Annotated in this window: 15 protein-coding genes; 5 read left to right on the top strand and 10 right to left on the bottom strand. The window is 71.9% G+C overall.

The annotated features are described in order from the left end of the window. Nucleotides 1–28 precede the first annotated feature (28 nt). Nucleotides 29–856 (top strand): AraC family transcriptional regulator, encoded by an 828-nt coding sequence (locus AB0F17_RS19030; protein ID WP_358024315.1) that lies wholly within the window; start codon nt 29–31, stop codon nt 854–856. Here the strand turns inward: AB0F17_RS19030 and AB0F17_RS19025 are convergent. The 3 genes from AB0F17_RS19025 to AB0F17_RS19015 all read right to left on the bottom strand — a co-directional run bounded on the left by AB0F17_RS19025 (nt 831) and on the right by AB0F17_RS19015 (nt 4871). Continuing rightward, nucleotides 831–2945, bottom strand: coding sequence for an alpha-galactosidase (locus tag AB0F17_RS19025; protein WP_358024312.1), 2115 nt, complete (start codon nt 2943–2945; stop codon nt 831–833). The two genes, AB0F17_RS19030 and AB0F17_RS19025, sit on opposite strands and share 26 nt — an antisense overlap. 130 nt (nt 2946–3075) lie before the next feature. Then, nucleotides 3076–3372, bottom strand: coding sequence for a DUF3817 domain-containing protein (locus AB0F17_RS19020; protein WP_358024309.1), 297 nt, complete (start codon nt 3370–3372; stop codon nt 3076–3078). Nucleotides 3373–3458: 86 nt separating this feature from the next. Further along, nucleotides 3459–4871 (bottom strand): LCP family protein, encoded by a 1413-nt coding sequence (locus AB0F17_RS19015; protein WP_358024306.1) that lies wholly within the window; start codon nt 4869–4871, stop codon nt 3459–3461. A 318-nt stretch (nt 4872–5189) separates the two neighbouring features. Here AB0F17_RS19015 and AB0F17_RS19010 point away from each other — a divergent pair, with 318 nt between their 5' ends. Then, nucleotides 5190–7214, top strand: a complete 2025-nt coding sequence (locus tag AB0F17_RS19010; RefSeq protein ID WP_358024304.1) for a hypothetical protein — start codon at nt 5190–5192, stop codon at nt 7212–7214. A gap of 34 nt (nt 7215–7248) precedes the next feature. Here the strand turns inward: AB0F17_RS19010 and AB0F17_RS19005 are convergent, their stop codons facing one another. After that, nucleotides 7249–7890, bottom strand: a complete 642-nt coding sequence (locus AB0F17_RS19005) for a TetR/AcrR family transcriptional regulator (RefSeq protein WP_358024302.1) — start codon at nt 7888–7890, stop codon at nt 7249–7251. 109 nt (nt 7891–7999) lie between these two features. Here AB0F17_RS19005 and AB0F17_RS19000 point away from each other — a divergent pair, with 109 nt between their 5' ends. Then, nucleotides 8000–8458, top strand: a complete 459-nt coding sequence (locus AB0F17_RS19000; RefSeq protein ID WP_358024299.1) for an RDD family protein — start codon at nt 8000–8002, stop codon at nt 8456–8458. On the opposite strand, the gene AB0F17_RS18995 is transcribed toward AB0F17_RS19000, so the two are convergent. Together AB0F17_RS18995 and AB0F17_RS18990 are read right to left on the bottom strand one after the other, a co-directional pair. Further along, nucleotides 8459–9238 (bottom strand): alpha/beta fold hydrolase, encoded by a 780-nt coding sequence (locus AB0F17_RS18995; RefSeq protein ID WP_358024296.1) that lies wholly within the window; start codon nt 9236–9238, stop codon nt 8459–8461. After that, nucleotides 9229–10431, bottom strand: a complete 1203-nt coding sequence (locus AB0F17_RS18990; protein WP_358024294.1) for an MFS transporter — start codon at nt 10429–10431, stop codon at nt 9229–9231. Before AB0F17_RS18990 ends, AB0F17_RS18995 begins: the two co-directional genes overlap by 10 nt. Before the next feature lie 44 nt (nt 10432–10475). Here AB0F17_RS18990 and AB0F17_RS18985 point away from each other — a divergent pair, with 44 nt between their 5' ends. Beyond that, a complete protein-coding gene (locus AB0F17_RS18985; protein WP_358024292.1) occupies nt 10476–11483 on the top strand; it encodes a LysR family transcriptional regulator in 1008 nt (335 codons plus the stop codon). On the opposite strand, the gene AB0F17_RS18980 is transcribed toward AB0F17_RS18985, so the two are convergent. Together AB0F17_RS18980 and AB0F17_RS18975 are read right to left on the bottom strand one after the other, a co-directional pair. Then, nucleotides 11401–12438 carry a LuxR C-terminal-related transcriptional regulator gene (locus AB0F17_RS18980; protein WP_358024290.1) on the bottom strand — a complete coding sequence of 346 codons (1038 nt, stop codon included), beginning with the start codon at nt 12436–12438 and terminating at the stop codon, nt 11401–11403. The two genes, AB0F17_RS18985 and AB0F17_RS18980, sit on opposite strands and share 83 nt — an antisense overlap. Further along, nucleotides 12425–13411, bottom strand: coding sequence for a LuxR C-terminal-related transcriptional regulator (locus AB0F17_RS18975; RefSeq protein ID WP_358024287.1), 987 nt, complete (start codon nt 13409–13411; stop codon nt 12425–12427). Before AB0F17_RS18975 ends, AB0F17_RS18980 begins: the two co-directional genes overlap by 14 nt. A gap of 149 nt (nt 13412–13560) precedes the next feature. Between AB0F17_RS18975 and AB0F17_RS18970 the strand changes: the two genes are divergently transcribed. Then, on the top strand, nt 13561–17535 hold the full coding sequence (locus tag AB0F17_RS18970; RefSeq protein ID WP_358024284.1) for a S8 family serine peptidase: 3975 nt from the start codon (nt 13561–13563) through the stop codon (nt 17533–17535). A gap of 58 nt (nt 17536–17593) precedes the next feature. Here AB0F17_RS18970 and AB0F17_RS18965 read toward each other — a convergent pair whose 3' ends face one another. Both AB0F17_RS18965 and AB0F17_RS18960 read right to left on the bottom strand, forming a co-directional pair. Beyond that, nucleotides 17594–18490, bottom strand: a complete 897-nt coding sequence (locus AB0F17_RS18965) for a hypothetical protein (protein WP_358024281.1) — start codon at nt 18488–18490, stop codon at nt 17594–17596. 164 nt (nt 18491–18654) lie between these two features. Further along, entirely contained in the window at nt 18655–21645 is a 2991-nt protein-coding gene (locus AB0F17_RS18960; RefSeq protein ID WP_358024278.1) for an AAA family ATPase, read from the bottom strand. Between the last annotated feature and the right edge of the window lie 77 nt (nt 21646–21722).

Raw genomic sequence — 21722 nt, 5'->3', positions numbered from 1 at the left:
GGATGCTCGGGCATAGCACAATCCTGATGTGCACCGAGTACGACGCGACGACGTCTTCACCCCCGCCCGGCCCGCCGTGGTGGCGGAGCGGCATGAGCTGGCGGCCGACAACGGCGCGCACAGCCACGACTTCCTGGAGCTGGCCGTGGTCGTCAGCGGTACGGCCACGCACGTCTCGGTCACCGGCGAACAGGAGCTGAGCCGCGGCTCGGTCGCGCTGCTGCGACCCGGCGACTGGCACGGCTACCGCGAGTGCCGCGAGCTGGTGGTGCACAACGTGTACGTCGGTCCGGAGATGTTCCAGCGGGAGCTGGCATGGCTGCGGGCCGAACCGCACATCGGCCGGCTGCTGAACCGCTCCGGACACGTGTCGCGGCTGGACGCCGGGGCGCTCGCGGTGGTGGAGGCCGCGCTTCCTGCGGCGGTGGGCGGGCACATCACACAGGTGGGAGCGCTGCTGTGCCTGCTGGGCGGCGCCGCGGCATCGCTCGGCGAACCCGCCGCCCGGAGCGCGGGGACGCACCCCGCCGTGCTGCTGGCCGTACAGGAGCTGGAGGGCGACCCGCGGCGGAGCTGGTCGGTGGACGACCTGGCGGCGCTCGCGCACGTCTCGTCCGCGCACCTGGCCAGGACGTTCACCGCCCAGCTCGGGATCTCGCCGATGGTCTACCTGAACCGGCTGCGCGCCGAACGGGCGGCGGCGTTGCTCATCGAGACGGACCTGCCGGTCGCGGCGATCGGCAGGCAGGTGGGGTGGAGCGACCCCAACTACGCCAGCCGCCGCTTCCGGCGGTTCTTCGCGATGAGCCCGTCTGATTACCGGGCCCGATTCAGCGCACCAGCTCCAGCTCGATGACCAGCGCGGTGGCGGGCTTCAGAGCCGGGGACGGCAGCCCGAGCCCGGCCAGGACCGACCCGCGCAGGCGTACCGGGGCGGCCGTCCACTCCGGCAGCGCGACACCTGAGGGCAGGCGGCCCGCCACCCGCACCTCGTAGACGGCCTCGGGGTCCAGCCCGGGCAGGCGCAGCGGAGCCGGGCCCGTGGCCACCCGGGAGGCGAGCTGGACGCAGGCGAACACCGCGTGCCCGTCCCGGACGACGCCGTGCAGCAGCACCGCCGGGTCGGGATGGTCGGCGCGGACCACGGTCCCGCCGTGCAGCGTCGGCCGCAGCCGCTTGTGCAGGGCGATCCACTCCGCCAGTTCCGCGCGTTCGGCGTCGCTCGCCGACGTCAGGTCCCACTCGACGCCCATGTGGCCGAACAGCGCGGTGGCGCAGCGGAACGACAGCGACAGCGACCGGCCGGTGATGTGGTCGTGGGGCGCGCCGACGTGGCTGCCCATCAGCTCCGGTGGCACGAGCAGGCCGGTCCAGCGCTGGATGGCCTGCCGGTCGAGCGCGTCGTTGCTGTCGGAGGTCCAGACCCGGTCGGTGCGGGCCAGGATGCCGTAGTCGACGCGCGCGCCGCCGGCCGAGCACGACTCGATCTCCAGCCCGGGATGGCGGCGGCGCAGCTCGTCGATCAGCCGGTACGTCGCCAGGGTCTGCGCGTGCACGCCCGCCACGCCGTCGTGGACGGGCTCGGCGATGTCGCGGTTGTGGTCCCACTTGATGTAGTCCAGCGCGTACTCGGCCACCAGCGTGTCGAGCCGTTCCAGCAGGTAGTCGAAGACCTCCGGCCGGGCCAGGTCGAGCACGTGCTGGTTGCGCTGCGGCGGCGGGAGCCGGTCGGCGCGGCCGAGCACCCATTCGGGGTGCTCGCGGGCGAGGTCGGAGTCGAGGTTGACCATCTCCGGCTCGAACCACAGCCCGAACTGCATGCCGTGCTCGCGCACGTGCGCGGCCAGCGGGTGCAGCCCGTCGGGCCACACCTGCTCGTCCACGTACCAGTCGCCGAGCCCGGCCCGGTCGTCGCGGCGGCCGCGGAACCAGCCGTCGTCGAGGACGAACCGCTCGATCCCCACCTCCGCCGCCCGGTCGGCCAGCGCCAGCAGCCGGTCGAGGCCGTGGTCGAAGTAGGTGGCCTCCCAGTTGTTCAGGGTGACCGGGCGGGCCGGGCGCGGGCCACGCGAGCGCAGGTGGCCGTGCAGCCGCCCGCCGGCCTCGTCGAGCCCGGAGTCCGACCAGGTGAAATAGACCAGCGGGGTCTCGTACGTCTCGCCCTCGCCCAGGATGATCTCGCCGGGCGCGAGCAGTTCGCCCGCGGCCAGCAGCGTCACGCCCTCCTGCAGCCGTTCGACGTAGTGGACGTGGTCGCCGCTCCACCCGGCGTGCGCCGCCCACACCTCGCCGTGCCGGAACCCGAACCCGCCGGTCCCCGCCACCAGCAGGCCCGTGCCGTCGTGGCCGGTGCGCCCGCGCCTGTTCTCCCGCGACCAGACGCCGTAGGCCAGCGGCCTGCGCTGCGGCACCTTCTCCAGCGCCCACCGGCCGGTGAAGTCGAGCAGCTCATCCGCCCGCGCGGGCAGCGGCAACGCGCAGGTCAATCCGTCCACGCGGTACGGGTCGGCGGCGGTGTTGGTCAGCGCGTGCCGCATCGTGACCACGCCCTGGGCGTCCATGGCCAGCTCGCTCACCAGCCGGAGCCCGGCCCGCTCGTCGGAGGCGGTCACGGTCACGCTGCCGCCCGAACCGGGCCCGGCCCACTCGGTCGCACCTCCGCCCGCACCTGGTACGGCCCGCACCTCGACCGGGCCGTCGAGGCGCCACCTGACCGGCCAGTTCCCGGACGTACGGGCTCCGGCCAAACCTGGCCGGCCGTACCAGCTGTCGCCCTGGACCGGCACCAGCGGCGGCGCCGGCGTCAGCGACGCCAGCGCGGGCAGGAGGTGCGCCTCGGCGACCGCGCCGAGGTCGGCACCGAAATGGCGTACCCGCGGCAGGCCGGAGCCCGCGACGTCAAGGACGAGACAGGCGCCTGCGGCGGAGAGAATCACGGGGGACACGTCTGGGGGGCTCCTCACACTCGGACGGGCACCGGACCCGCCGCTTCCGTGTAAGAGGTTCGCACGGTGCGCTCGTCGACCGGCGAGCAGGTGCCGCCCATGAGCGCGAGCCCGTGATCACCAGTGCGGGTCAGGCGGGTTGACCGACCGCCGCGCGCGCCGCCATCCGCCGTTCGAACCACAGTGAGGTGAACGGCGGCACCGCGCACGCCAGGCCCAGCACCACCGCGCCTCGGCTCCAGCCCGCCTCTCGCGCCGAGAGCATCACTCCGGCCACATACAGCACGAACAGCGCCCCGTGGATCGGCCCGAACACCTTGACCCCGAGTTCGCCGGTCGCGGCCACGTACTTGAAGAACATCCCGACCAGCAGCCCCGCCCACGAGCAAGCCTCGGCCACCGCCACGACCCGGAACCAGCGCAGCATGCGTCACCTTTCACCCGAATATCGGGCATACTCTACAGGCTGTAGAGGAAGGGCGGATCACCGGCAAATGCGATGGCTCATGCGGGCTAGGTTCCCTTGTTCGTGGGCACGCATGACGAGTTCAGCGTGTCCAGGCGACTGGATTGCTTGATGCTCTTACGCGGCGAGCGCGTGGCGGTAGCCGTACTGGAAGGAGCCGTAGCGGAAGGAGAAGGGGTGGCGGCTTCGGCGCGGACAGTCTGGTTCGAGCCGCGGGAGCGCGCGATGGCGGCCTTCACTGTCTTGAGGATGAGCGGATAATTCGGGTACGCCGGGTTGTAGGTGGGCGGAACGAAGTTCAGCTTGGACACCCGGGCGGTCTTGACCTGCTGGGCGAGTGGGACCAGGTCCTGCAGAAGGCCACGCGGTACGTCGGTGCGGAAGGTCTCCTTGGCCGCCTTGGCCAGGGCGTTGAACTTCAGCAGCACGTTGCTCGGGTTGAGTTGGTTGAGCATGGCGCTCATCACGCACTGTTGGCGGCGCATCCGGGTGCGGTTGTCGCCGCCCGCGCAGGTGCTGCCCGGATGGTCGCGGGCCCGGCCGTACCAGAGAGCCTGGGTGCCGTTGAGGGTGCGGCTGCCGGCCTTGACCACGCCGCCGTCGGCGCGGCCCACGCCGTAGCAGATGTCCTGCTCGACGTTGATGGTGACGCCGCCGAGAGCGTCGATCAGGCGCGCCACGCCCCACATGTTGACCAGCATGTAGTAGTCGATCTTGATGCCGAGGATCTGGCCGAGCGCGTTCTTGGTCGCCTCCGGGGCGCGGTCGGGGGAGTGGCCGGCGACCTCGGGGTGCATGTCGGCGTAGGCCCAGACGCCGTTGAGCAGGTCGGAGGAGCCGCGGCCCTGACCCGGTGGCAGCCAGAAGTTCTTCGGCGGCGGGAATCGCTTGGCCAGCGCGGAGCCTGGCGTGAACGGTGCGTTCTCCATCTCCCGCGGTAGCGCGAAGATCACTGAGTCGCCGGTGTGGACGTCGATACTGACCACGTTGATGCTGTCGGTGCGGATGCTCACTCCCTTGCGTGAGGCCGCGCCGTCGCCGCCCAGCAGCGCGATGTTGAGCCGATCACGTCCTCGCCACGGATCCTTGTGATCGATCGGCTGAGACGGTGAAGCCTTGAAGACGGAGCCGATCGCGTCGTCGGAGGTGTGGGCAGTGGTGGCGACCAGTCCGAACGGCAGTGCCACGGCTACCGCGAGCACGCCCGCGACCGCGCCCGTACCGAGTTGACCCCGGCTACCGAGTTTGCTGGGACGCAGCACGACGTAGGAACTGATCACGACTGCGGCCCAGGCCAGCCCGCCCACCACGCACAGGCCTGTGATCACGGTCAGCCAGGTCGGGTCGAGGAGCAGACCGGCCAGCTCCTTGACATTGACCAGCGCGATCACGGCACCGATCAGCAGCACACCGAAGATCCCCATCATGATCAGACCGGTGCGCTTGCGTCCGGCACGCACATGCGCGGCACCTGGCACAACGATCGACGCGATTGTCCAGCCGATCACGGATGGAGCAGCCCACCTGCGCATTAAACCTCCCCGTTGGCAATATCTGCCCCATTGCACAGGCAATTTAGCAAATAGCACCATGCACCCTGGCCTGAAGCGAAATGTCATCAGGTCTGGCGAGGTTGCGGCAGCTCACCGGTTAGAGCGGTTTGAACTGCGTCAGAACGCAGTCGCGAGGGCTCCTACCTCTGGTTTTACCGGGCCGCTCACGGCCGTTAGCCGGATTTCGAGTCGCCGGACACACCCGAAATGTGCTACCTCTCGGGGATGCCCGACGAAGGTGATCTTTGCATCGGGGCGTCGGAGGACCACGGCGACGCCGTCACCGCGGTCGCGGTCTCCCCGGACGGACGGATCGGGGCGACCGGCGCGCGCTGCGGCGAGGTCCGGCTGTGGGATCTGCGCCATGGCCTGCTGACCGCCTATGTGGGAGGGCTGCAAGGCGGACCTGTGGAGAGCGCCGCGTTCATCGGCGACGCCAAGCAGCCCAAGTTGCTGACCACAGGCCCATCTGCCTCGCTATGGACGGTGACCGCCGAGGCCCTGGAATGGCGGCAGCTCCCTTGGGACGGCGGGCGGTTCCTCACGTCCTTGGACCGGGAGGCGGTACTCAGGCAGTGCGGAGACCTTCGCTGGCTGGGCGTTTTCGGCCCCCTCTACGGCAGCATCAAGTCGGATTCCCCGATGGCATTGGGGCGCACCGGCTCCGGCCTGATCGTCGTGAGCAGTGACGGGGGCCGGATCGAGGCCTGGCGACCGCCTTGCGGGGAAACCTACGGCGACGCCGGGCTCGTGTGGGCCTTCGGCGGACGCGATGCGGCGGATCAGCGGCTGACGCGCTGTTGCGACCGGTGGCGGCTCGTGGTGTCCCCGCGGCGCGGCCGGGTGGTCGTTCTCGAGGCGGAGACCGGGGCGGTCGTGACCGCGTTCGCCCCGTCAGCCCGGCCGACGGCGATCGCGGCGCATCCGGACCGGCCGCTGGTGGTGCTCGGCGGGCGGGACGGTTCGCTGTCGTGGTGGGATGCCCGCTCGGGGCACTGCCTTGGGCGCGTTCAGGCGCATGGCGGCCGCGTCCGGGCGTTGGCGCTCGCCACCCGCACTGACCTGGTGATGTCAGTTTCCCAGGATGGAACGGCCGCGCTCTGGCGGCTGCACGGCCGTGGGCCCGTCGGCCGCTTCACGCCCCCCACGCCCTCCGGCCCCAGGGAGCTGACCCAGGTGGCCGGTACGCCGGACGGGCGGTGCTGGCTGATCGGCGGGCGCGGCGGCCAGGTCCACGTTCTCCACTGGTCCGGCCATGCCGGGCTCGTGCCGCGACGCGTCGGCCACCCCTCCTGGGTGATGGACGGCGGCGACGTGGAGACCCTGCTCGATGACGTCCGCCACCACTGGGACGACGGCCCAGCGAGCCTGGCCGCAGCCCGTGAGCTGGCCTCGCGCGACCTCGACGAAGCCTGGCACGGTACGGCGGTGGACGCGCTGGCGGACCTGATCGTGAACGGTGCGGACCCGGCGGCCCGGGAGGCTGCGGCGATCGCGTTGGCGAAGATCGACGAGGGAAAGGCCACCACTGCCCTCTACCAGATGTTCGATCGTCACGACGGCCATGGTTCCGCCGAGCGGTTGCTGGCGTATTTCACCGGCGAGGACGAGTCCACGACAGAGGAGCTCATCGCGAGCCTGCCCGGGATCGGCAACTTCCTCGGTGTGCTCACCTCGGCCACCTTGGGCGAACGGGGCGCTGCCGCGGTCCCGGCGGTGCACGCGGCGCTCCGCGCGTTTCCCCTCCCGGCCCGGGACGACGCCGACCACTGGTTCCGTGACGAGTCGACCAAGTACCGGCTGATGCACGCCCTCAGGCAGGCCGGTGCGGCCGCGGCGCCCGCGACGCCGACCCTGCTGGCCGTGCTGGAGGACGACGAGATCTACCGGGACACCCGGCACCAGGCGAAGGTGACCCTGCAGGCGATCGGCCTCCCGGAGACGGCCGACACGATCGCCGCCGAGGTCCGGCGGCGGGCCGACCTTGTCGTACGCGACCAGGACGACGAGGACGACGAGGACGACGAGACGGAAGGCTTCAGCCTCCTGCTCGATGTGCTGGTGGGCATGCCGCCCGCGGCTCTGGCGGCCTCCCGCGAGGTCGCACCGGCGCTGGAGGCGGTGCGGCGCCGCTTCGGCGACGGCATCAGGACGTACGAGGAAAACGGCGAGATTCGCGAGTACACCGTCCTTGAGATACGGCTCGCCGACTGCATCGACGAGGAGATCGCCGAGCAGATCAAGAGGTGAGCAGCCCGCGGACGTGAGAGACACACAGCCATGTTCAGGGGTTGGTGAGGGCCAGGTCGAGGACGTGCCGGGCCGTGGCGTCGAGGAGCTCCGGCGCGGGCGGGTCGCCGAGGACGAGCGCCTGGTAGTAGAGCGGGCCGAGCAGCACGCTCAGCAGCGCGTTCACGGTCGGCTCGGGTACCGGGCGGCCGGTGTGGCGTTCGAGCACGGCGCGCAGCCCCGCCAGGTCCTGCGCGCGCTGCTCGCGCAGGAACCCCTCGCGCAGCGCGAGCGCGGTGTCCGGGTCGGTCTGGGCATGGCCGAGCAGTGCCCGCAGGACCTGGCCCGCCGGCTCCTGAAAGAACCCCGCGATCCGGCGGAGCTGCGCTTTCAGCTCCTCCTCGGCGTCCCCCTCGCCGCCCGGCCAGGCCAGCGCGTCGCGGGCGTCGTCGGCGAGGGTGTCGAGGAGGATGTCGACCTTGGACTTCCACCAGCGGTAGACGGTCTGCTTGGCGACACCGGCCCGGACGGCGATGCCCTCGATGGTCACCCCGTTGAACCCCCGCTCGACCAGGAGATCGTCGGCGGCGTTCAGCACCGCGAGCCGGATGCTCTCGCTACGCTTGGGGCCCGTCCGGCTCACCACGGCCGTCCGGCTCGCGGCGGGCTCGGCGTTTCGGTCGGTGGGGATGGTCATCGTCCTCTCACATACGTTCCGGCAGCTCGATTCTGGCATGCCGGTCTGTTGGAACGAGATGGAACGCCCTTCGGAGAAAGACCGCTACTCACCTCGGGGGAGTGGATCCATGCAGGACGGCCCACCGTACGGCTATCTCGTTCAGGAGCTGATCGCGGGACGCTGGCGGCGGCTGTTCGCCGGTATCTACGATGTCGTCCTCGTGGGCGTGCTCACCTGGCCCCTCCTGGCGCGGTCCGGGATCTTCGAGCCGAAGGACTTCGCCGACTACGTCGTCAACCTGGACTGGCGCCGGCTGATCGCCGGGACGCTGGTGTGGTACGCCTATCACTGGCTGCTGACCGGCTACTGCAACGGACGGACCGTCGGCAAGAAGGCGTTCGCCATCCGCGTGGTGCAGCAGAACGGCGCCCGGCTCACCCCCGCCATGGCGGCGGGGCGCGCGCTGATGTCCGGCTTCTTCGTCGCGGTGGGTGTGAGCGTGATCGACCTCGTCTGGATCGTGTTCACCAGCCGCAAGCAGGCGCTGCACGACCTGGTCGCGAACACGGTGGTCATGATCGACTGATCAGCGGCCGGCCAGGAAGCCGAGGACCGCGGGGCCCGCGATCTGGCGGAACTCCTCGAAGTAGGCGTGTCGGGCGCCGGGGACGAGCCGGACCTCCGCCCCGGGGATGCGGCCGGCGAGCAGGGGCGCGTTGGCCGCCGGGTTGAAGACGTCGTCGGTGCCGTGGACGATCAGCGTGGGCGCGGTGATGCCGGGCAGCGCGTCCCAGGCGTCGTGCCCGGCGCTGGCGGCCAGGTGCCGCCGCCGGGCGAAGGCGGGCATGCCGGGATCGCCGAGGGTGCTGTACGGGCCGGGGTGCGTGGCCAGCCAGGCCGGGGTGTACATCAGCTCCAGCAGCGCCTGCCGGGCCGCCCGCTTGTCGGGCTGGGCCAGCGACCTCTTCACCGTGTTGTCCCGTTCGAAGCCGTGCGCGCCACCGGGCGAGGTGCACCCGAGGATCAGCGACCCCACCCGGTGCGGATGGTCGGCTGCCAGCCACTGGGCCACCCGGCCGCCCATCGAGGTGCCGTACACGTGGGCCCGGTCGGCGCCCAGATGGTCGAGCACGGCCACGACGTCGGCCGCGAAACCCCGGGTGGTGTAGGGCACGTCCGGTTTGCCGCTGTCCCCGGTGCCGCGGTAGTCGAGGGTGACGGTGGTGTGGCGGCCTTCGAAGTCGTCCCTGACGCCGTCCCACCAGTGGTGGTCATTGGCCTGCCCGGCCAGCAGGACGAGGGGCTCGCCCGCGCCACGGGTCTGATAGGCGACGGCGACGCCGTCGCTGGTGACGGCTACCGGCATGATCGCGCCTCGAAGCGGCGGGCCAGGACCAGCAGGAGCGCGGCGCCGACGAGCAGCGCGACGGAGACGGTGATCACGCTCGACCAGCCGCCCGTCTGCCACCGGTAGGCGGCCAGCGAGCCGAAGACGGAGCTGCCGGCGTAGTAGGCCAGCAGGTACAGCCCCGCGGCCTGGCCCACGCCGACGCCGACCCGGTGGGCGCGGTCGGAGACCCAGCCGCTGACCAGGGAGTGGGTGCCGAGGAAGGCGAAGGTCACCATGGCCAGTCCGATCACGATGGCGGGCAGTTGGGGCGCGGCGGTGAGCAGCGTACCGGCCAGCAGGAGCGCGACGCCGAGCAGGGCGGCCAGGCCGAGCCCGCGCCGCAGCGCCAGCCGCCCGGCGGCGAACGGTCCGGGCACGCCCACCGGGTAGGCCAGGAACACCAGCGCGCCCGCGCCGCCCAGCAGGTACGGCGCGGCCTCCAGACGGAAGGTCAGCGCGTTGCACAGCCCGACGAACGCCCCCATCGTCGCCGCCCCCACCAGGCACAGCGCCACCAGGGCCGGGTCGCGCAGGGTGAGCGCGGTGTTCCGCAGCACGCTGCGCAGCCGCGGGCTGGACCGGTCGAACCGCCGCGACGGCGGCAGCAGGACCCACAGGCCGATCGCGCAGATCAGGGTGACGACGCCCACGACGGCGCTGGCGCCGCTCCACCCCCACACCGCCTGGACCGGCCCGGGAAGCAGCCGCCCGGCCGCCCCGCCGAGGGCCGTGCCGGTGATGTAGGTGGCGTTGGCCCGCAGGTGGGTGCCGGGCGGCGCCTCCTCGCGCAGGTAGGCCAGGGCCACGGCGGGCAGCCCGGCGAGCGCGACGCCCTGCAGCCCCCGCAGCACCAGCAAGGAGTGCCAGTTCGGCGCGAACGCGGTGGCGATGCCCAGGACCGCGGCGGCGGTCAGGGACAGCCGCATGATCACCACACGGCCCACCAGGTCCGAGATCGGCCCGACGAACAGCAGCGCCACCGCCATCGTGATCGTCGCCAGCGACAGCACCGCCGTCGCCGCCGACGCCGAGACCCCGAAGCGCTCGGCGACGCCGGGCAGCAGCGGCTGGACATAGTAGAGCGCCAGGAAGTTGGCCAGCCCGCCGAACATCAGCCCGTACCTGATCCGGAGGGAGACGCGATCCCCTGACGCGAGAGGCGAGATCACCCGTCGATCGTCCCCGGTCAGAGCTGATGCGCAAAATGCAGAATTTGACGGAGCTGATGCGCCAGGAGCATCATCACGGGATGGAGCTGCAGACGCTGCGCTGGTTCCTGACGCTGTGCGACACGGAGAACATGCGCGACACCGCCGCGATGGAGGGCATCAACCAGTCCACGCTGTCGCGGGCGCTCGCCCGGCTGGAGGCCGACCTGGGCGTCGAGCTGTTCCACCGGCACGGGCGCCGGCTCGCGGTCAACCGGTTCGGGCTGCTGTTCCGCGAGCACGCCGCCCGCGCCGTGGACGAGCTGCGGGGCGCGCGCCGCCGCATCGACGCGCTGGCCAACCCGGACACCGGCCTGATCCGGCTGGGCTTCCTGCACTCGGTGGGCCGCTGGCTGGTGCCGGAGATCCTGCGCGACCTGCGGGCCGTCACGCCCGGCATCCGCTTCGAGCTGCACCAGGGCTTCGCCAGGGAGCTGTTCACCTGGCTGGCCCAGGGCGACATCGACGCGGCCCTGGTCACCCCGCCGCCGGAAGGCAACGCCGCGCGCTGGCATCCGCTACGCGAGCAGCGGCTCTGCCTCGCCCTGCCCGTCGAGCACCCGCTCGCCGCCGCTCCGGGGCTGACGCTCGCCGACGTACGCGACGAGCCGTTCGTCGCCTTCGCCCCGACCACGGATCTGCGCCGGGTCATCGACCGGCTGTGCGAGGAGGCGGGGTTCGAGCCGGTCATCGCCTTCGAGAGCGAGGAGATCGCCACCGTACGCGGCCTCATCGGCGCCGGGCTCGGCGTGGGCGTCCTGCCGCTCCCCGCCTCGCTGGAACACGACGACCCCGCCTACCTCCCGCTCGTCCCGGCCCAGCACCGCCCGATCGGCCTGGCCTGGGACCCGCTGCCCACCCCCACGGCGGCCGCGGCCCTGTTCGTCGAGCACCTCGTCACAGGAGCTCGGCTGTCTGAACCGCTGAGCCTCAGACCTCCGGCGGCGGCGGATGGCGGAAAGCGGCCTGGACGCCCGCCTGGAAGCGGGTGTGGGCGCCCAGCCGGCTCATGAGGTTCGCGATGCGCCGCTCCGCCGTACGGTAGCCGACGCCGAGCTGCCGGGCGATGGCCTCGTCGGTCAGTCCGGCCACCAGCAGCGCGATCAACCGCTCGTCGTCGTGCGCGGAGGGACGCGTTCGCGCGGGCGGTGCGGCGCCGGGCGCCGGAGGCCGCAGGCGCAGCGGCAGCGCCCGCTGCCACAGCCCTTCGAAGAGCCTGCTCAGCGCCTCCAGCAGCCCGGACGGGTGGACCACCAGAGCGGCGTCGGCGTCGGGGTCGTCCGGATGGTGGCGCAGCAGCAGCAGGGCGAACCGGTCGTCCATGAGGTAGAGCTTCATGGGCAGACTGGGCAGCACCCGCGCCTGCTGGCCCGCCCCGACCATCGTCTCGATCTGCCGCAGCGCCCCGAGCCGGTCGACGAACTCCCGCTCGTAGATCATGCGGCTCGTGACGCCCCGGTCGAGCAGCTCGCGCTGCGCCGTCACGCTGCCCGGCGGGTCGAAGTACGGTGGCTTGGAGAAGCAGCGCATCTGGTGCCAGGCGGCCCGCTGGATCTGGGCGTGCCGCTGCTGGACCGCCCGCTGCCCGGTCACCACCTCGACGACCGCCGGCGGCGTCTCCCCGGCCGCCCGGCGGCGCTGGAAGGCATGGTCGAGCTCGCCCGCGCGTTCGCGGGCCCGCAGCAGGTGCCGTTCGGCGGTGACCAGGAGCACGTCCAGGGCGGCCTCCGGGGCGACGGCGGCGTAGCGGGCCGGCCCGTCGGACCGGGTGACCAGCCCCTTGGCCTCCAGCGAGGCGAGCAGGGCGGGCAGCTGATCGGCGCGCAGGCCGATCGCCGCGCCCAGCGACGCGATCCGGGCGGCGGTGGCCGGCGAGCCGTCGATGAGCAGCTCGTACACCGCCTCCTCGTCCGGGGTGAGACCGGCCGCGCCGAGCGCCCCCGCGTGGTTCCCGTCATTCCGGGTCATCGTGTACGCCCTTCTCGTCGGCCAGCCAGCCGCGCAGGACGGCCTGGTAGCCGGCCTGGAAGCGGGTCTGGGCGTCCAGTTGGATCATCATGGCGTGCACGTGACGCCGTACCGTGCGGTCGCTCCAGCCGAGGTGGGCCGCGATGGCCTTGTCCGTCTGGCCGGCCACCAGCCGGGCCAGCAGGTCGCGCTGCGCGTCGGTCGGGCTCCTGGTCTCCGGCAGGCGGGCGCGCCCGTGGCTGACGTGCAGCGGCACGGCGCGTTCCCAGTACATCTCGAACAGCGCCGCCAGCGCGTCGAGCAGCGTCGAGTCGTGCACGACCAGCGCCGACTCGACCATCTGCAGGTCGTGACGGAGCGGCACGAGGGCCATGGGATAGTCGCTGAGCACCAGCTTCATCGGCACGTCGCCGACGCGCACCTGCTCGCCCGCGGCGATGTAGTCCACGATGGTCTTCAGCGTGCCGCGCATCTCGATGGCCCGCCTGTCGTACACCACCCGATAGTCGACGCCGCGGCTCAGCAGGTCGAACTCCTGCGTGTTGCCGCCCACGACGCCCGCGTACGGCGGCGCGTCGAACATCCGGATCTCGCGCCGGGTGCCGCGCTGGAGCTGCTCGAACCGGCGCAGCACCGCCTCCCGCCCGATCACCACCTCCACCAGCCCGGCCGACTCCTGGTCGGGCGTGGTGAGGTGATAGCGCGTGGACAGCTGGGCCACCCGCAGCCTGGCCTCGGCCAGCGCGCGGGTCCGCTCGCGGATCAGCGCGTCCAGTCCCATCTCCGGCGGTACGACGATGAAGCGGGGCGGATCCTCGGGCAGGCGGGCGATCAGCCCCAGTTCCTCCAGGCCGACGGCCAGTCGCGGGGTGCCGCCGAGCCGTTCCAGCTCTTCGAGGGTGACGGGGGAGTGCTCGACCAGAGCCTCGTAGAGGGCCTGCTCCGCCGCTGACAGGCCGAGGATGCGCAGCATCCCACCATGATCACCTACAACCCGGCTCTCTCGCTGTCCTTTTCCCGTCATTGGCGGGAAAAGGACGACAAGTCATCTTTTCAGGATATTTCTTGACATGTCATGGTTCGGGAGAGTCGATCATGCCTGCATATCCCGCGAGGAGAACCATGACTCGTCAACGATGGCGAAGCCCGTCCATCGGGCTTTTAGCGATGGGGCTGGTGCTGTCGACCGGCATGGCCGTACAGCCATCGCCTTCGGCCACCTCCGCACCCGCCCTTTCCGGCCAGACCGCCGCCGCCGTCGAGTCGTCCGGAACACCGGCCGCGGACGCGGCGAAGATCACCCTGATCACCGGCGACGTGGTCGCCTACGACAACGGCCCCGGCGGCAGCCCGCGTCACCAGGTCACCCCCGCCCCGCGTCCCGACGGCGCCCCGGTGACCTTCATCGCGGTGCGCGATCGGAACGCCTACTACGTCTATCCCTCCGACGTGATGGGCCTGGTGTCCTCGGGCCGCCTGGACAAGGCCCTGTTCGACGTCGCCTACCTGGCGGCGAACGGCTACACCGACAAGGAGAGCGCCAGCCTGCCGCTGATCGTCCAGTACGGCCAGGCCAAGCAGGCGGCGAAGACACTGTCGCAGCAGGCCGACGCGCTGCCCGCCACCGCCGAGCCGCGCGGCCTGCCCAGCGTGGGCGGCGCCGCGGTACGGGTGGACAAGAAGGCGGCCGGCCAGTTCTGGACCGCCGTCGACCGCCCGGCGACCGACAAGGGCGTCACGGCCTCGCTCGACCGAGGGCTGTCGGCCATCTGGCTCGACCGCAAGGTGAAGGCCGTACTCGACAAGAGCGTGCCGCAGATCGGCGCCCCCGAGGTGTGGGCCGCCGGCCTGAAGGGCGAGGGTGTCAAGGTCGCGGTGCTCGACACCGGTATCGACACCACCCACCCTGACTTCGCCGACCGCATCACGGCGACCGCGAACTTCACCGAAGAGGCGGACGTACAGGACGGCCACGGGCACGGCACCCACGTCGCCTCCACGATCGCGGGCACCGGGGCCGCCTCCGACGGCAAGTACACCGGCGTCGCCCCGAAGGCGTCCCTGCTCGTCGGCAAGGTGCTCAACAAGGCCGGCAGCGGTGACTCCTCCTCCATCATCGCCGGCATGGAATGGGCGGTCGCCCAGCAGGCCCGGGTGATCAGCATCAGCGCCGGCGCCTGCTGCTACGCCGGACCCGACCCGCTGAGCGAGGCGGTCGACAACCTCAGCGCGCAGTCGACGTCGCTGTTCGTCATCGCGGCGGGCAACGACTACGACAACAGGAAGATCGCGACACCGGGCTCGGCCGCTTCCGCGCTCACCGTCGGCGCGGTAGACGGGTCGGAGAAGCTCGCCCCGTTCTCCAGCAAGGGCCCGGTGCTGCGCGACTACAGCCTCAAGCCCGACCTCGTCGCCCCGGGCGTGGACATCGTGGCGGCCAGGGCCGCGGGCACGTCGATGGGCTCGGTGGTGAACGACAAGTACACCGGCGCGTCGGGCACCTCGATGGCCACGCCGCACGTGTCCGGCGCCGCGGTGCTCCTGGCCCAGAAGCACCCGGACTGGACCGGCGCCCAGTTGAAGGCCGTGCTCGTCAGCACCGCCCACGACGACGGCTTCGGCGCGTACGAGCAGGGCTCCGGGCGCGTGGACGTGGCGCGAGCGGTACGGCAGACGGTCAGCGCGTCCGGCAACCTCGACTTCGGCGCCCTGGCCTACCCCCACACCGCCCCCGTCACCAAGACGATCACCTACACCAACGACGGCGACCAGCCGGTGACGCTGACCCTGAAGTCCGGCGTCACGGCCCACAAGGGCGGCGACGCGCCCGAGCACACGCTCACCCTGGACCACGACACGGTCACCGTCCCGGCGCACGGCACCGCGCCCGTCGCCGTCGCCTTCGACCCGTCGGGCCCGGCCACCTGGTACGAGGGGTTCGTGCACGCCGCCGACGCGAGCGGCGCCGTGACGCTGAGCACCGCGGTGGGCGCGTTCGTGGAGCCCCCGAAGGTCACCGTGCGGACCAAGATGGTGCTCCCCGACGGCGCGACCGACGTGCAGCCGATCCCGTGGGTGGTCCTGCGGACCGACGACCGCGACGACCTCGACTTCATCTACTACCCGAACAGCGGTACCGAGTCCGAGACGCAGGTCTACGCCGGCACCTTCGGCGTGAGCTCCGGCGTGAGCTGGCGCGGAAGCGACGGCCAGTGGAACATCGGCCTGCCGTCGCAGCCGGAGTTCGCGGCCACCAAGGACACCACGATCACCCTCGACATGCGCAAGGCCCGGCAGGTCACCCAGAGCACCCCGAAACCCACCGAGATCTACAACTCCCAGTACTTCTCCGAGCGCCAGGCGGCCAACGGCATCGGGTCCATCGGGTTCCAGTCCAGCCCCGCCTATGGGCTGCACAACTACTGGTTGCTGCCCACCCGCCCGGTCACCCAGGGCACCTTCGACGTCGCGGGACAGATCCTGCGCGGCGCCCCCGTGATCAGCATGAAGACCGACCGGCTCACCCTGCATCCCCGATACCAGAACCTGGCGGCGACGGTTCCCAAGCTCAACGGCCGTAGCACGCTCACCCTGGTGTCCGGGGGGCGCGGCCAGGCCGCCGACCTCGCCGGCGCCGGCGTACGCGGCAAGCTCGTCCTGCTCGACCTGTCCGACCTGTGCCCGGCCAACACCTGCACGGGCAACGCGCTCGACCGGGTCAAGGCCGCGGCCGACGCCGGCGCCGCCGGGGTGCTCGGCTACGGGGCGGTCAACCGGGCCTTCCTCGAACTGACGAAGTCCTGGCCGATCTACCCGATCCCGACCATGAGCCTGCCCGCCGACGAGGGCCGCGCCCTGGCCGCCCAGCTCGCCAAGCGGCCGGTGAGCGTCCAGGCCGAGGGCGTCACCGCCACCCCGTACATCTACTCACTGCTTCTGCGCGAGCGCGGCCGCGTCCCGGCCAAGCTCGACTACGAGCTCGGCAAGCGGAACCTCTACGAGATCGAGAACCGCCTGCACGCCGACCGGCCCGCCAACGCCTCCATGACCTGGAGCACGACCGTGGTGACCCACCCCGGCTGGCTGAACGGTGCCCGGTTCGGCTACTCCTGGCCCGCGCAGAGCACCGTGACCGAGTACGTCGGGCCGGTCTCGCCGGACGTGTCGTGGACCCGCGAGACCCAGCTCGCCTACCCCGAAGGAGGCACCGAGTACCGCCGGACCGCCGGAATGTGGGCGACCGCCGTGGACGTCTACCCGTCGGCCGGTGAGAAGACCGAGGAGTGGGGCGCCCAGCCGCGCGTGCCCGGCACCCCGGTGTTCTCCGACGTGACCCGCGCCACCGGGACCACGACGTGCTTCCCCTGCCGCACCGGCGACATGTTCGTGACCGCCCTGCCGATCCTGGGCCCGGGGCCGAACCACCAGGAGGCGTTCACCTGGAACGCGCGCTTCGACGAGGAGCGCGGCGGCAAGGACGAGCAGCACCTCTACCGTGACGGCCAGGAGATCCCCATGGTCGAATCGGGGACCAGCGGCCCCGTCCTCATCCAGATGCCGAGGTTCAATCTGCCGGAGGGAGAGTCCCGCTATCGCCTCACCGACAGGTTCCACACGCCGCAGCCGCTGCAGCAGTACGCGACCGACGTGGCGACGGAGTGGACGTTCCGCTCGAAGCGCCCGACCGGTGGGATGCAGACGCTCAACGACGGCCTGTGCGTCGGCTGGTTCTTCGCCACCGCCCTCGCCCCGTGCGAGCCGGTCCGCAGGCTCAACCTCCGCTACGACCTGGACCTGGACCTCGACAACAAGACCGCGGCGGCCAAACCGCACAAGGTCACGGTCACCGGCTACCAGGGCTCCTACGACGTGCCCGACGCGCGCCTCGGCAGCCTGAAGCTCTCGGTCACCTACGACGACGGCGCCCACTGGAAGGCCGTCACCACCTCCAAGAAGAACGCCACCTCCTACACCGCGACCATCGCCCACCCCGCCCTGTCGGCCACCAACGGCACCGTGGGCATCCGCGCCCAGGGTGTGGACGCCGAGGGCAACACCATCGACCAGACGATCACCCGGGCCTACGGCCTGAAGTAGCCCCCCAAGCAGATCGGCACGCCGTCCTCGTGACGGCGTGCCGATCGTCGTTTCCGGGTTACTGGGCCTGCTGGTCGTACAGGCCGTCCATCATCCGGAGGAGCGGCGCGGGGTACGAGCCCTCACCCTCGTCGCTCAGCTGTCCGCCGTACGACGCCTGCCACTCGCCGGTCGAGGTCGTCCGCATGGCGGTGTGGCTCAGCGTTCCGCCGTCCGCGTTCGTGTCATAAAGCGCCCAATGATGGGCAGTGCGCTTGTTGGTCGCCGAGTCCACGCTGACCGTGTCGTCGTGGCTCGAGGCGAGGAAGGTGTAGTCCGTACCCATTTGGGAGAGTGGTTGTTTCCCCAGCCAGCTGATGAAGCCGCTGCCCGGGCGCATGTCGCTGCACTGCTCGTGAGTGATGGCGCACGCGGTCACCAGCGCGCTGCCGATGCCCGTGTGCGGCGTCGCGAGTGTGACCATGTCCTCGATGTACAGGTAAGGAGGCCAGGCGATGGGCCACACGGTCGCCCCGATGTTGTTCTTGTCGACCGTCAGTCCGCTCAGGTCGGGCGGCGTCTTGCCCACGCCGTACCTGTTGACGCCCTCGATGGCCGCCTTCGCGACCAGGCCGCCCATGGAGTGCGTCACGACGTCGATGGCCACGTCATGGCTGGAGTACAGGTAGTAGACGGTCCACGCGAACTGGCGGCCGATCTCCTGGATGCGCGTGTCGGTGGTCCCCTGGAGCCGGAGGTCGCAGTTGGTGGCCTTGTTGTAGTAGCCGAAGGTGACGACCTCGCCCCAGCCGTTGGCGTTCAGGAGGTTCTTGGCGTCTTTCCAGGAGCTGGCGCAGTTGGTGTCGGCCTCGCGGTCGAACCCGTGGACCATGAGGGTGGTCCGGTGCCCGTCGCTCCGCGCGGGCGCGGCGGCGGAGGCGGCCGGTGCGGTGGCGATCAGTGCGGCTGCGACCATGGCCGCGACTAACGGCAGGGCTAAACCGGATCTGAGTGATCTGTGCATCCACGCTCTCCGTTTCCGTGAGGTCGGAAGCACGGTAAAGCGCGGACGATCATCTGCGAATCGGTCGGCGGGCGGCCCATCCCCGGTCATGCCGGCTCACGACTAAGTAGCCGTGATCACCTGCTTAGGTCGAGGCCGGTGAGCTGGGCGCGGGAGGCCACGCCGAGCTTGGGAAACGCTTTGTACAGATGATGTCCCACCGTACGCGGGCTGAGGAACAGGCGCGCGCCGATCTGCCGATTGGACAACCCCGCCGCCGCCAGCCGTACCACCTGGCGCTCCTGCGGGGTCAGCCGGTCGAGCAGGCCGCCGCTCCTGGACACGGCGGCCTCGCCGGCCGCCTCCAGCTCGCCGTGGGCGCGCCGGGCCCACGGCGCCGCGCCGAGCGCCTCGAACGCCTCGAAGGCCGCCCGCAGCCGCAGCCGCGCGTCCGAACGGCGATGCGCCCGCCGGAGCCACTCGCCGTACAGCAGCTCATTGCGTGCCTGCTGGAACGGCTGGTCAGCGGGTACGGCCACGGCCCGCGCGAAGTGCCTGCCCGCCTCGTCGCCCTGGGCCAGCAGCCCCCTGAGCCGGGCGGCGACGGCGCTCGCCCACGGGCGGTCCACGACCGCCGCCCACCTGTCGAACCCGGCCGCCGCCCGCACCGCCAGCTCCTCCCGCCCGGCGCGGACCGCCGCCTCGACCAGGTCGGGCGCCGCGTAGAGCGCGACCACGGGATGCCGGTGACCCGCCGTCTGAAGGTGGCCGAGCGCGACCCCGGCCCGGCCCCGCCCCAACTCGGACAGCCCGAGCGCCCAGGCGGCGAGCGCCCGGGTGGCCTCGACGTCGCCGTCCGCCTTCGCGGCCAGCTCCAGGCAGTGTCCCTCCTCGCCCCCGACCGCGGCCAGCCAGGCGAGCAGGCCGTGCAGGTGGCCGGCCCGATGGGCCTGATGGATGTCGGAGGCGACGCTCAACGCCTCCGAAGCGGCGGCCGACGCCTCACGATGCCTGCCGCGCAGCAGCTCGGCCTGCGCGAGCAGCGCCAGCGCCTGGGGCAGCACACCGATCAGACCATGCTCACGACACCGCGCGACCAGCGACCCGGCCAGCCGGTGGGCCGTCACCTCGTCACCCGAGATGACGCTCAGGGAGGTGGCGAGCGGCAGCAGCTCGCCGAACTCGCCCGCCAGCGCGACGACCGCCCGGATGGGAGAGACGTCCGCCACCGGCCGTCCCTCCACGAGCCGCGCCACGACCGCCATCCCCGCGGCGAGCTCGGCCGCCGTACGGATAGGGGAGACGTCCTCTGTAGGCTGGCCTTCCCCTACCGCCATTCCCGTGGGGAGCGGTTCTTTGGGTAGCGGGAGCGCGCCGAGCCGGAGGTCGGCGTCGTGGGCGAGCTTCGGGTCGGCCGCGAAGGAGGCGTAGTGGATCGCCTCGGCCAGCATGCGGGCCGCCAGGGCGGGGTCGGCCGTCAGTACGTGCTCCGCGCCCTCGGTCAGGAGCCGGCCCGCCGCGCTCGGCGAGCCTTGCTCCACCTCCACGCAAGCCCGTACCCGGGCGAGACCGGCGTGCTCGGCCGGGGTCGTGACGAGCGGCGCCGCCCGCCCGGCCAGCCCGATGGCCCGCTTCAGCTGCCCCGCCTGAACCGCCAGCTCCGCCGCCGCGATCAGCCGGCGCGCCGTGCGGGCGGTGTCGGCGGTGAGGTCGGCGGCCCGCTCGTACGCCACGGACGCGGCGGCCGTGCCCTGCCGGTCGCGGGCCCGTACGGCCGCGCGTTCCAGATCCCCGGCGACCTCCTCGTCCGGACCGGTGGCGGCGGCGGCCCGATGCCAGGCCCGCCGATCGGCCCGCGCCTGACCACCCAGAGACTCGACCGCCTGACCGCCCGGGGGCGCAGCCGTCCGCTCGTGCAGGGGCGCGGCGGTCCGGTTGTGCAGGGGCGCGGCCGTCTGGGCTTTCAGGGACCTGGCGACTGGGCCGGTCAGTGACCTGGCCATCGGGTCGCCCAGGCACCCGGCCGTCTGGTCGCTCAGCGACTCCGCCAGTGCCAGGTGGGCGGCGACCCGGCGGAAGTACGGCGCGCCGCGATAGGCCGCGCTCCTGATCAGCGGATGCCGGAACGACAGCCCGGCCGCCGAGAGCTGGATCAGCTCCTCGCGTTCGGCGAGCGCCAGGTCCGCGACCGTCGCGCCGAGACGGGCGGCGGCCCGCAGCACCAGATCCAGATCCCCGGTGTCATCGGCCGCCGCGACGAGCAGCGCCGCCCTGGCAGGCTCGGGAAACCGGTCGATATGGGCCTCGAACGTGTTCCGCACCCGCTGCGACAGCGGCCCCGACTCACCCGCGAACGGCAGCGGGCTCAACCGGCCCGCGCGCTGCTCAGGGGTCAGCATGGCGGCGAACTCGGTCAGCGCCAGCGGATTGCCCGCCGCCTCGTCGAGGATCCGACGCCGCACCTGCGGCGCCAGATCAGCGGCCCGCTCGGCCAGAAACGCCTCGGCCGCCGCCTCTTCCAACCGCCCCAGCCGCAGCTCAGCCACCCCGGCTGAGGCCAGCGCCTCCAGCCGCGGCGTGGTCATCGCTCCGGGTGGTGGCGCGGGCATCGCCCCAGGCCGTGGGGTGGTTGCGCCGTCCCTGGACGCGAACAGCATGACCACCCCCTCGGCGTTCAGCCGCCTGGCCGCGAACAGCAGCGCGCCGGCAGAGGCGTCGTCGAGCCACTGCGCGTCGTCGACCAGGCACAGGATCGGCCCGTCTCCGGCCAGGTCCGACAGCAGCGTGAGCGCGGCCAGCCCGACCAGGAACCGGTCGGCCACCTCGGCCGGCGTCGCCCCGATCGCGCCGCGCAACGCCGCCGCCTGGCCGGGCGGCAACCGCTCGACGTGCCCGAGCACCGGTCGCAGGAGCAGATGCAGCGCGGCGAACGGCAGCTCGGTCTCCGACTCCACGCCCAGCGTGCGCAGCACCGGCCAACCGGTGGCCTGCCCGGCGGCGTAGTCGAGGAGCGCCGACTTGCCGATGCCGGTCTCGCCCTTGACGATGACCGCGCCACTGCGTCCGGTCCGGGCGGCTTCGAGCAGCGCGTCGACCTCGGCCTGCTCGGCCCCGCGTCCGTACAACATCCGGCCTCCCGACGCTCATGTCAAGGAGTCAGTATGGAACCTCGACAAGGCTCCGGTAAGGCGAAGGCTTCTCGCAA

Source organism: Nonomuraea sp. NPDC026600 (assembly GCF_040638335.1).
Taxonomy (GTDB): Bacteria; Actinomycetota; Actinomycetes; order Streptosporangiales; family Streptosporangiaceae; genus Nonomuraea.
This window is presented reverse-complemented; position numbering and strand designations above follow the sequence as displayed.

Bases quoted from the DNA above. Each gene is read 5' to 3' on its own strand.
- AB0F17_RS19010 (WP_358024304.1), top strand. From the start codon at position 5,190: ATGCCCGACGAAGGTGATCTTTGCATCGGGGCGTCGGAGGACCACGGC.
- AB0F17_RS18960 (WP_358024278.1), bottom strand. From the start codon at position 21,645: ATGTTGTACGGACGCGGGGCCGAGCAGGCCGAGGTCGACGCGCTGCTC.
- AB0F17_RS18980 (WP_358024290.1), bottom strand. From the start codon at position 12,438: ATGACCCGGAATGACGGGAACCACGCGGGGGCGCTCGGCGCGGCCGGT.
- AB0F17_RS18970 (WP_358024284.1), top strand. From the start codon at position 13,561: ATGACTCGTCAACGATGGCGAAGCCCGTCCATCGGGCTTTTAGCGATG.
- AB0F17_RS18975 (WP_358024287.1), bottom strand. From the start codon at position 13,411: ATGCTGCGCATCCTCGGCCTGTCAGCGGCGGAGCAGGCCCTCTACGAG.
- AB0F17_RS18965 (WP_358024281.1), bottom strand. From the start codon at position 18,490: ATGGTCGCAGCCGCACTGATCGCCACCGCACCGGCCGCCTCCGCCGCC.
- AB0F17_RS18995 (WP_358024296.1), bottom strand. From the start codon at position 9,238: ATGCCGGTAGCCGTCACCAGCGACGGCGTCGCCGTCGCCTATCAGACC.
- AB0F17_RS19005 (WP_358024302.1), bottom strand. From the start codon at position 7,890: ATGACCATCCCCACCGACCGAAACGCCGAGCCCGCCGCGAGCCGGACG.
- AB0F17_RS19020 (WP_358024309.1), bottom strand. From the start codon at position 3,372: ATGCTGCGCTGGTTCCGGGTCGTGGCGGTGGCCGAGGCTTGCTCGTGG.
- AB0F17_RS19000 (WP_358024299.1), top strand. From the start codon at position 8,000: ATGCAGGACGGCCCACCGTACGGCTATCTCGTTCAGGAGCTGATCGCG.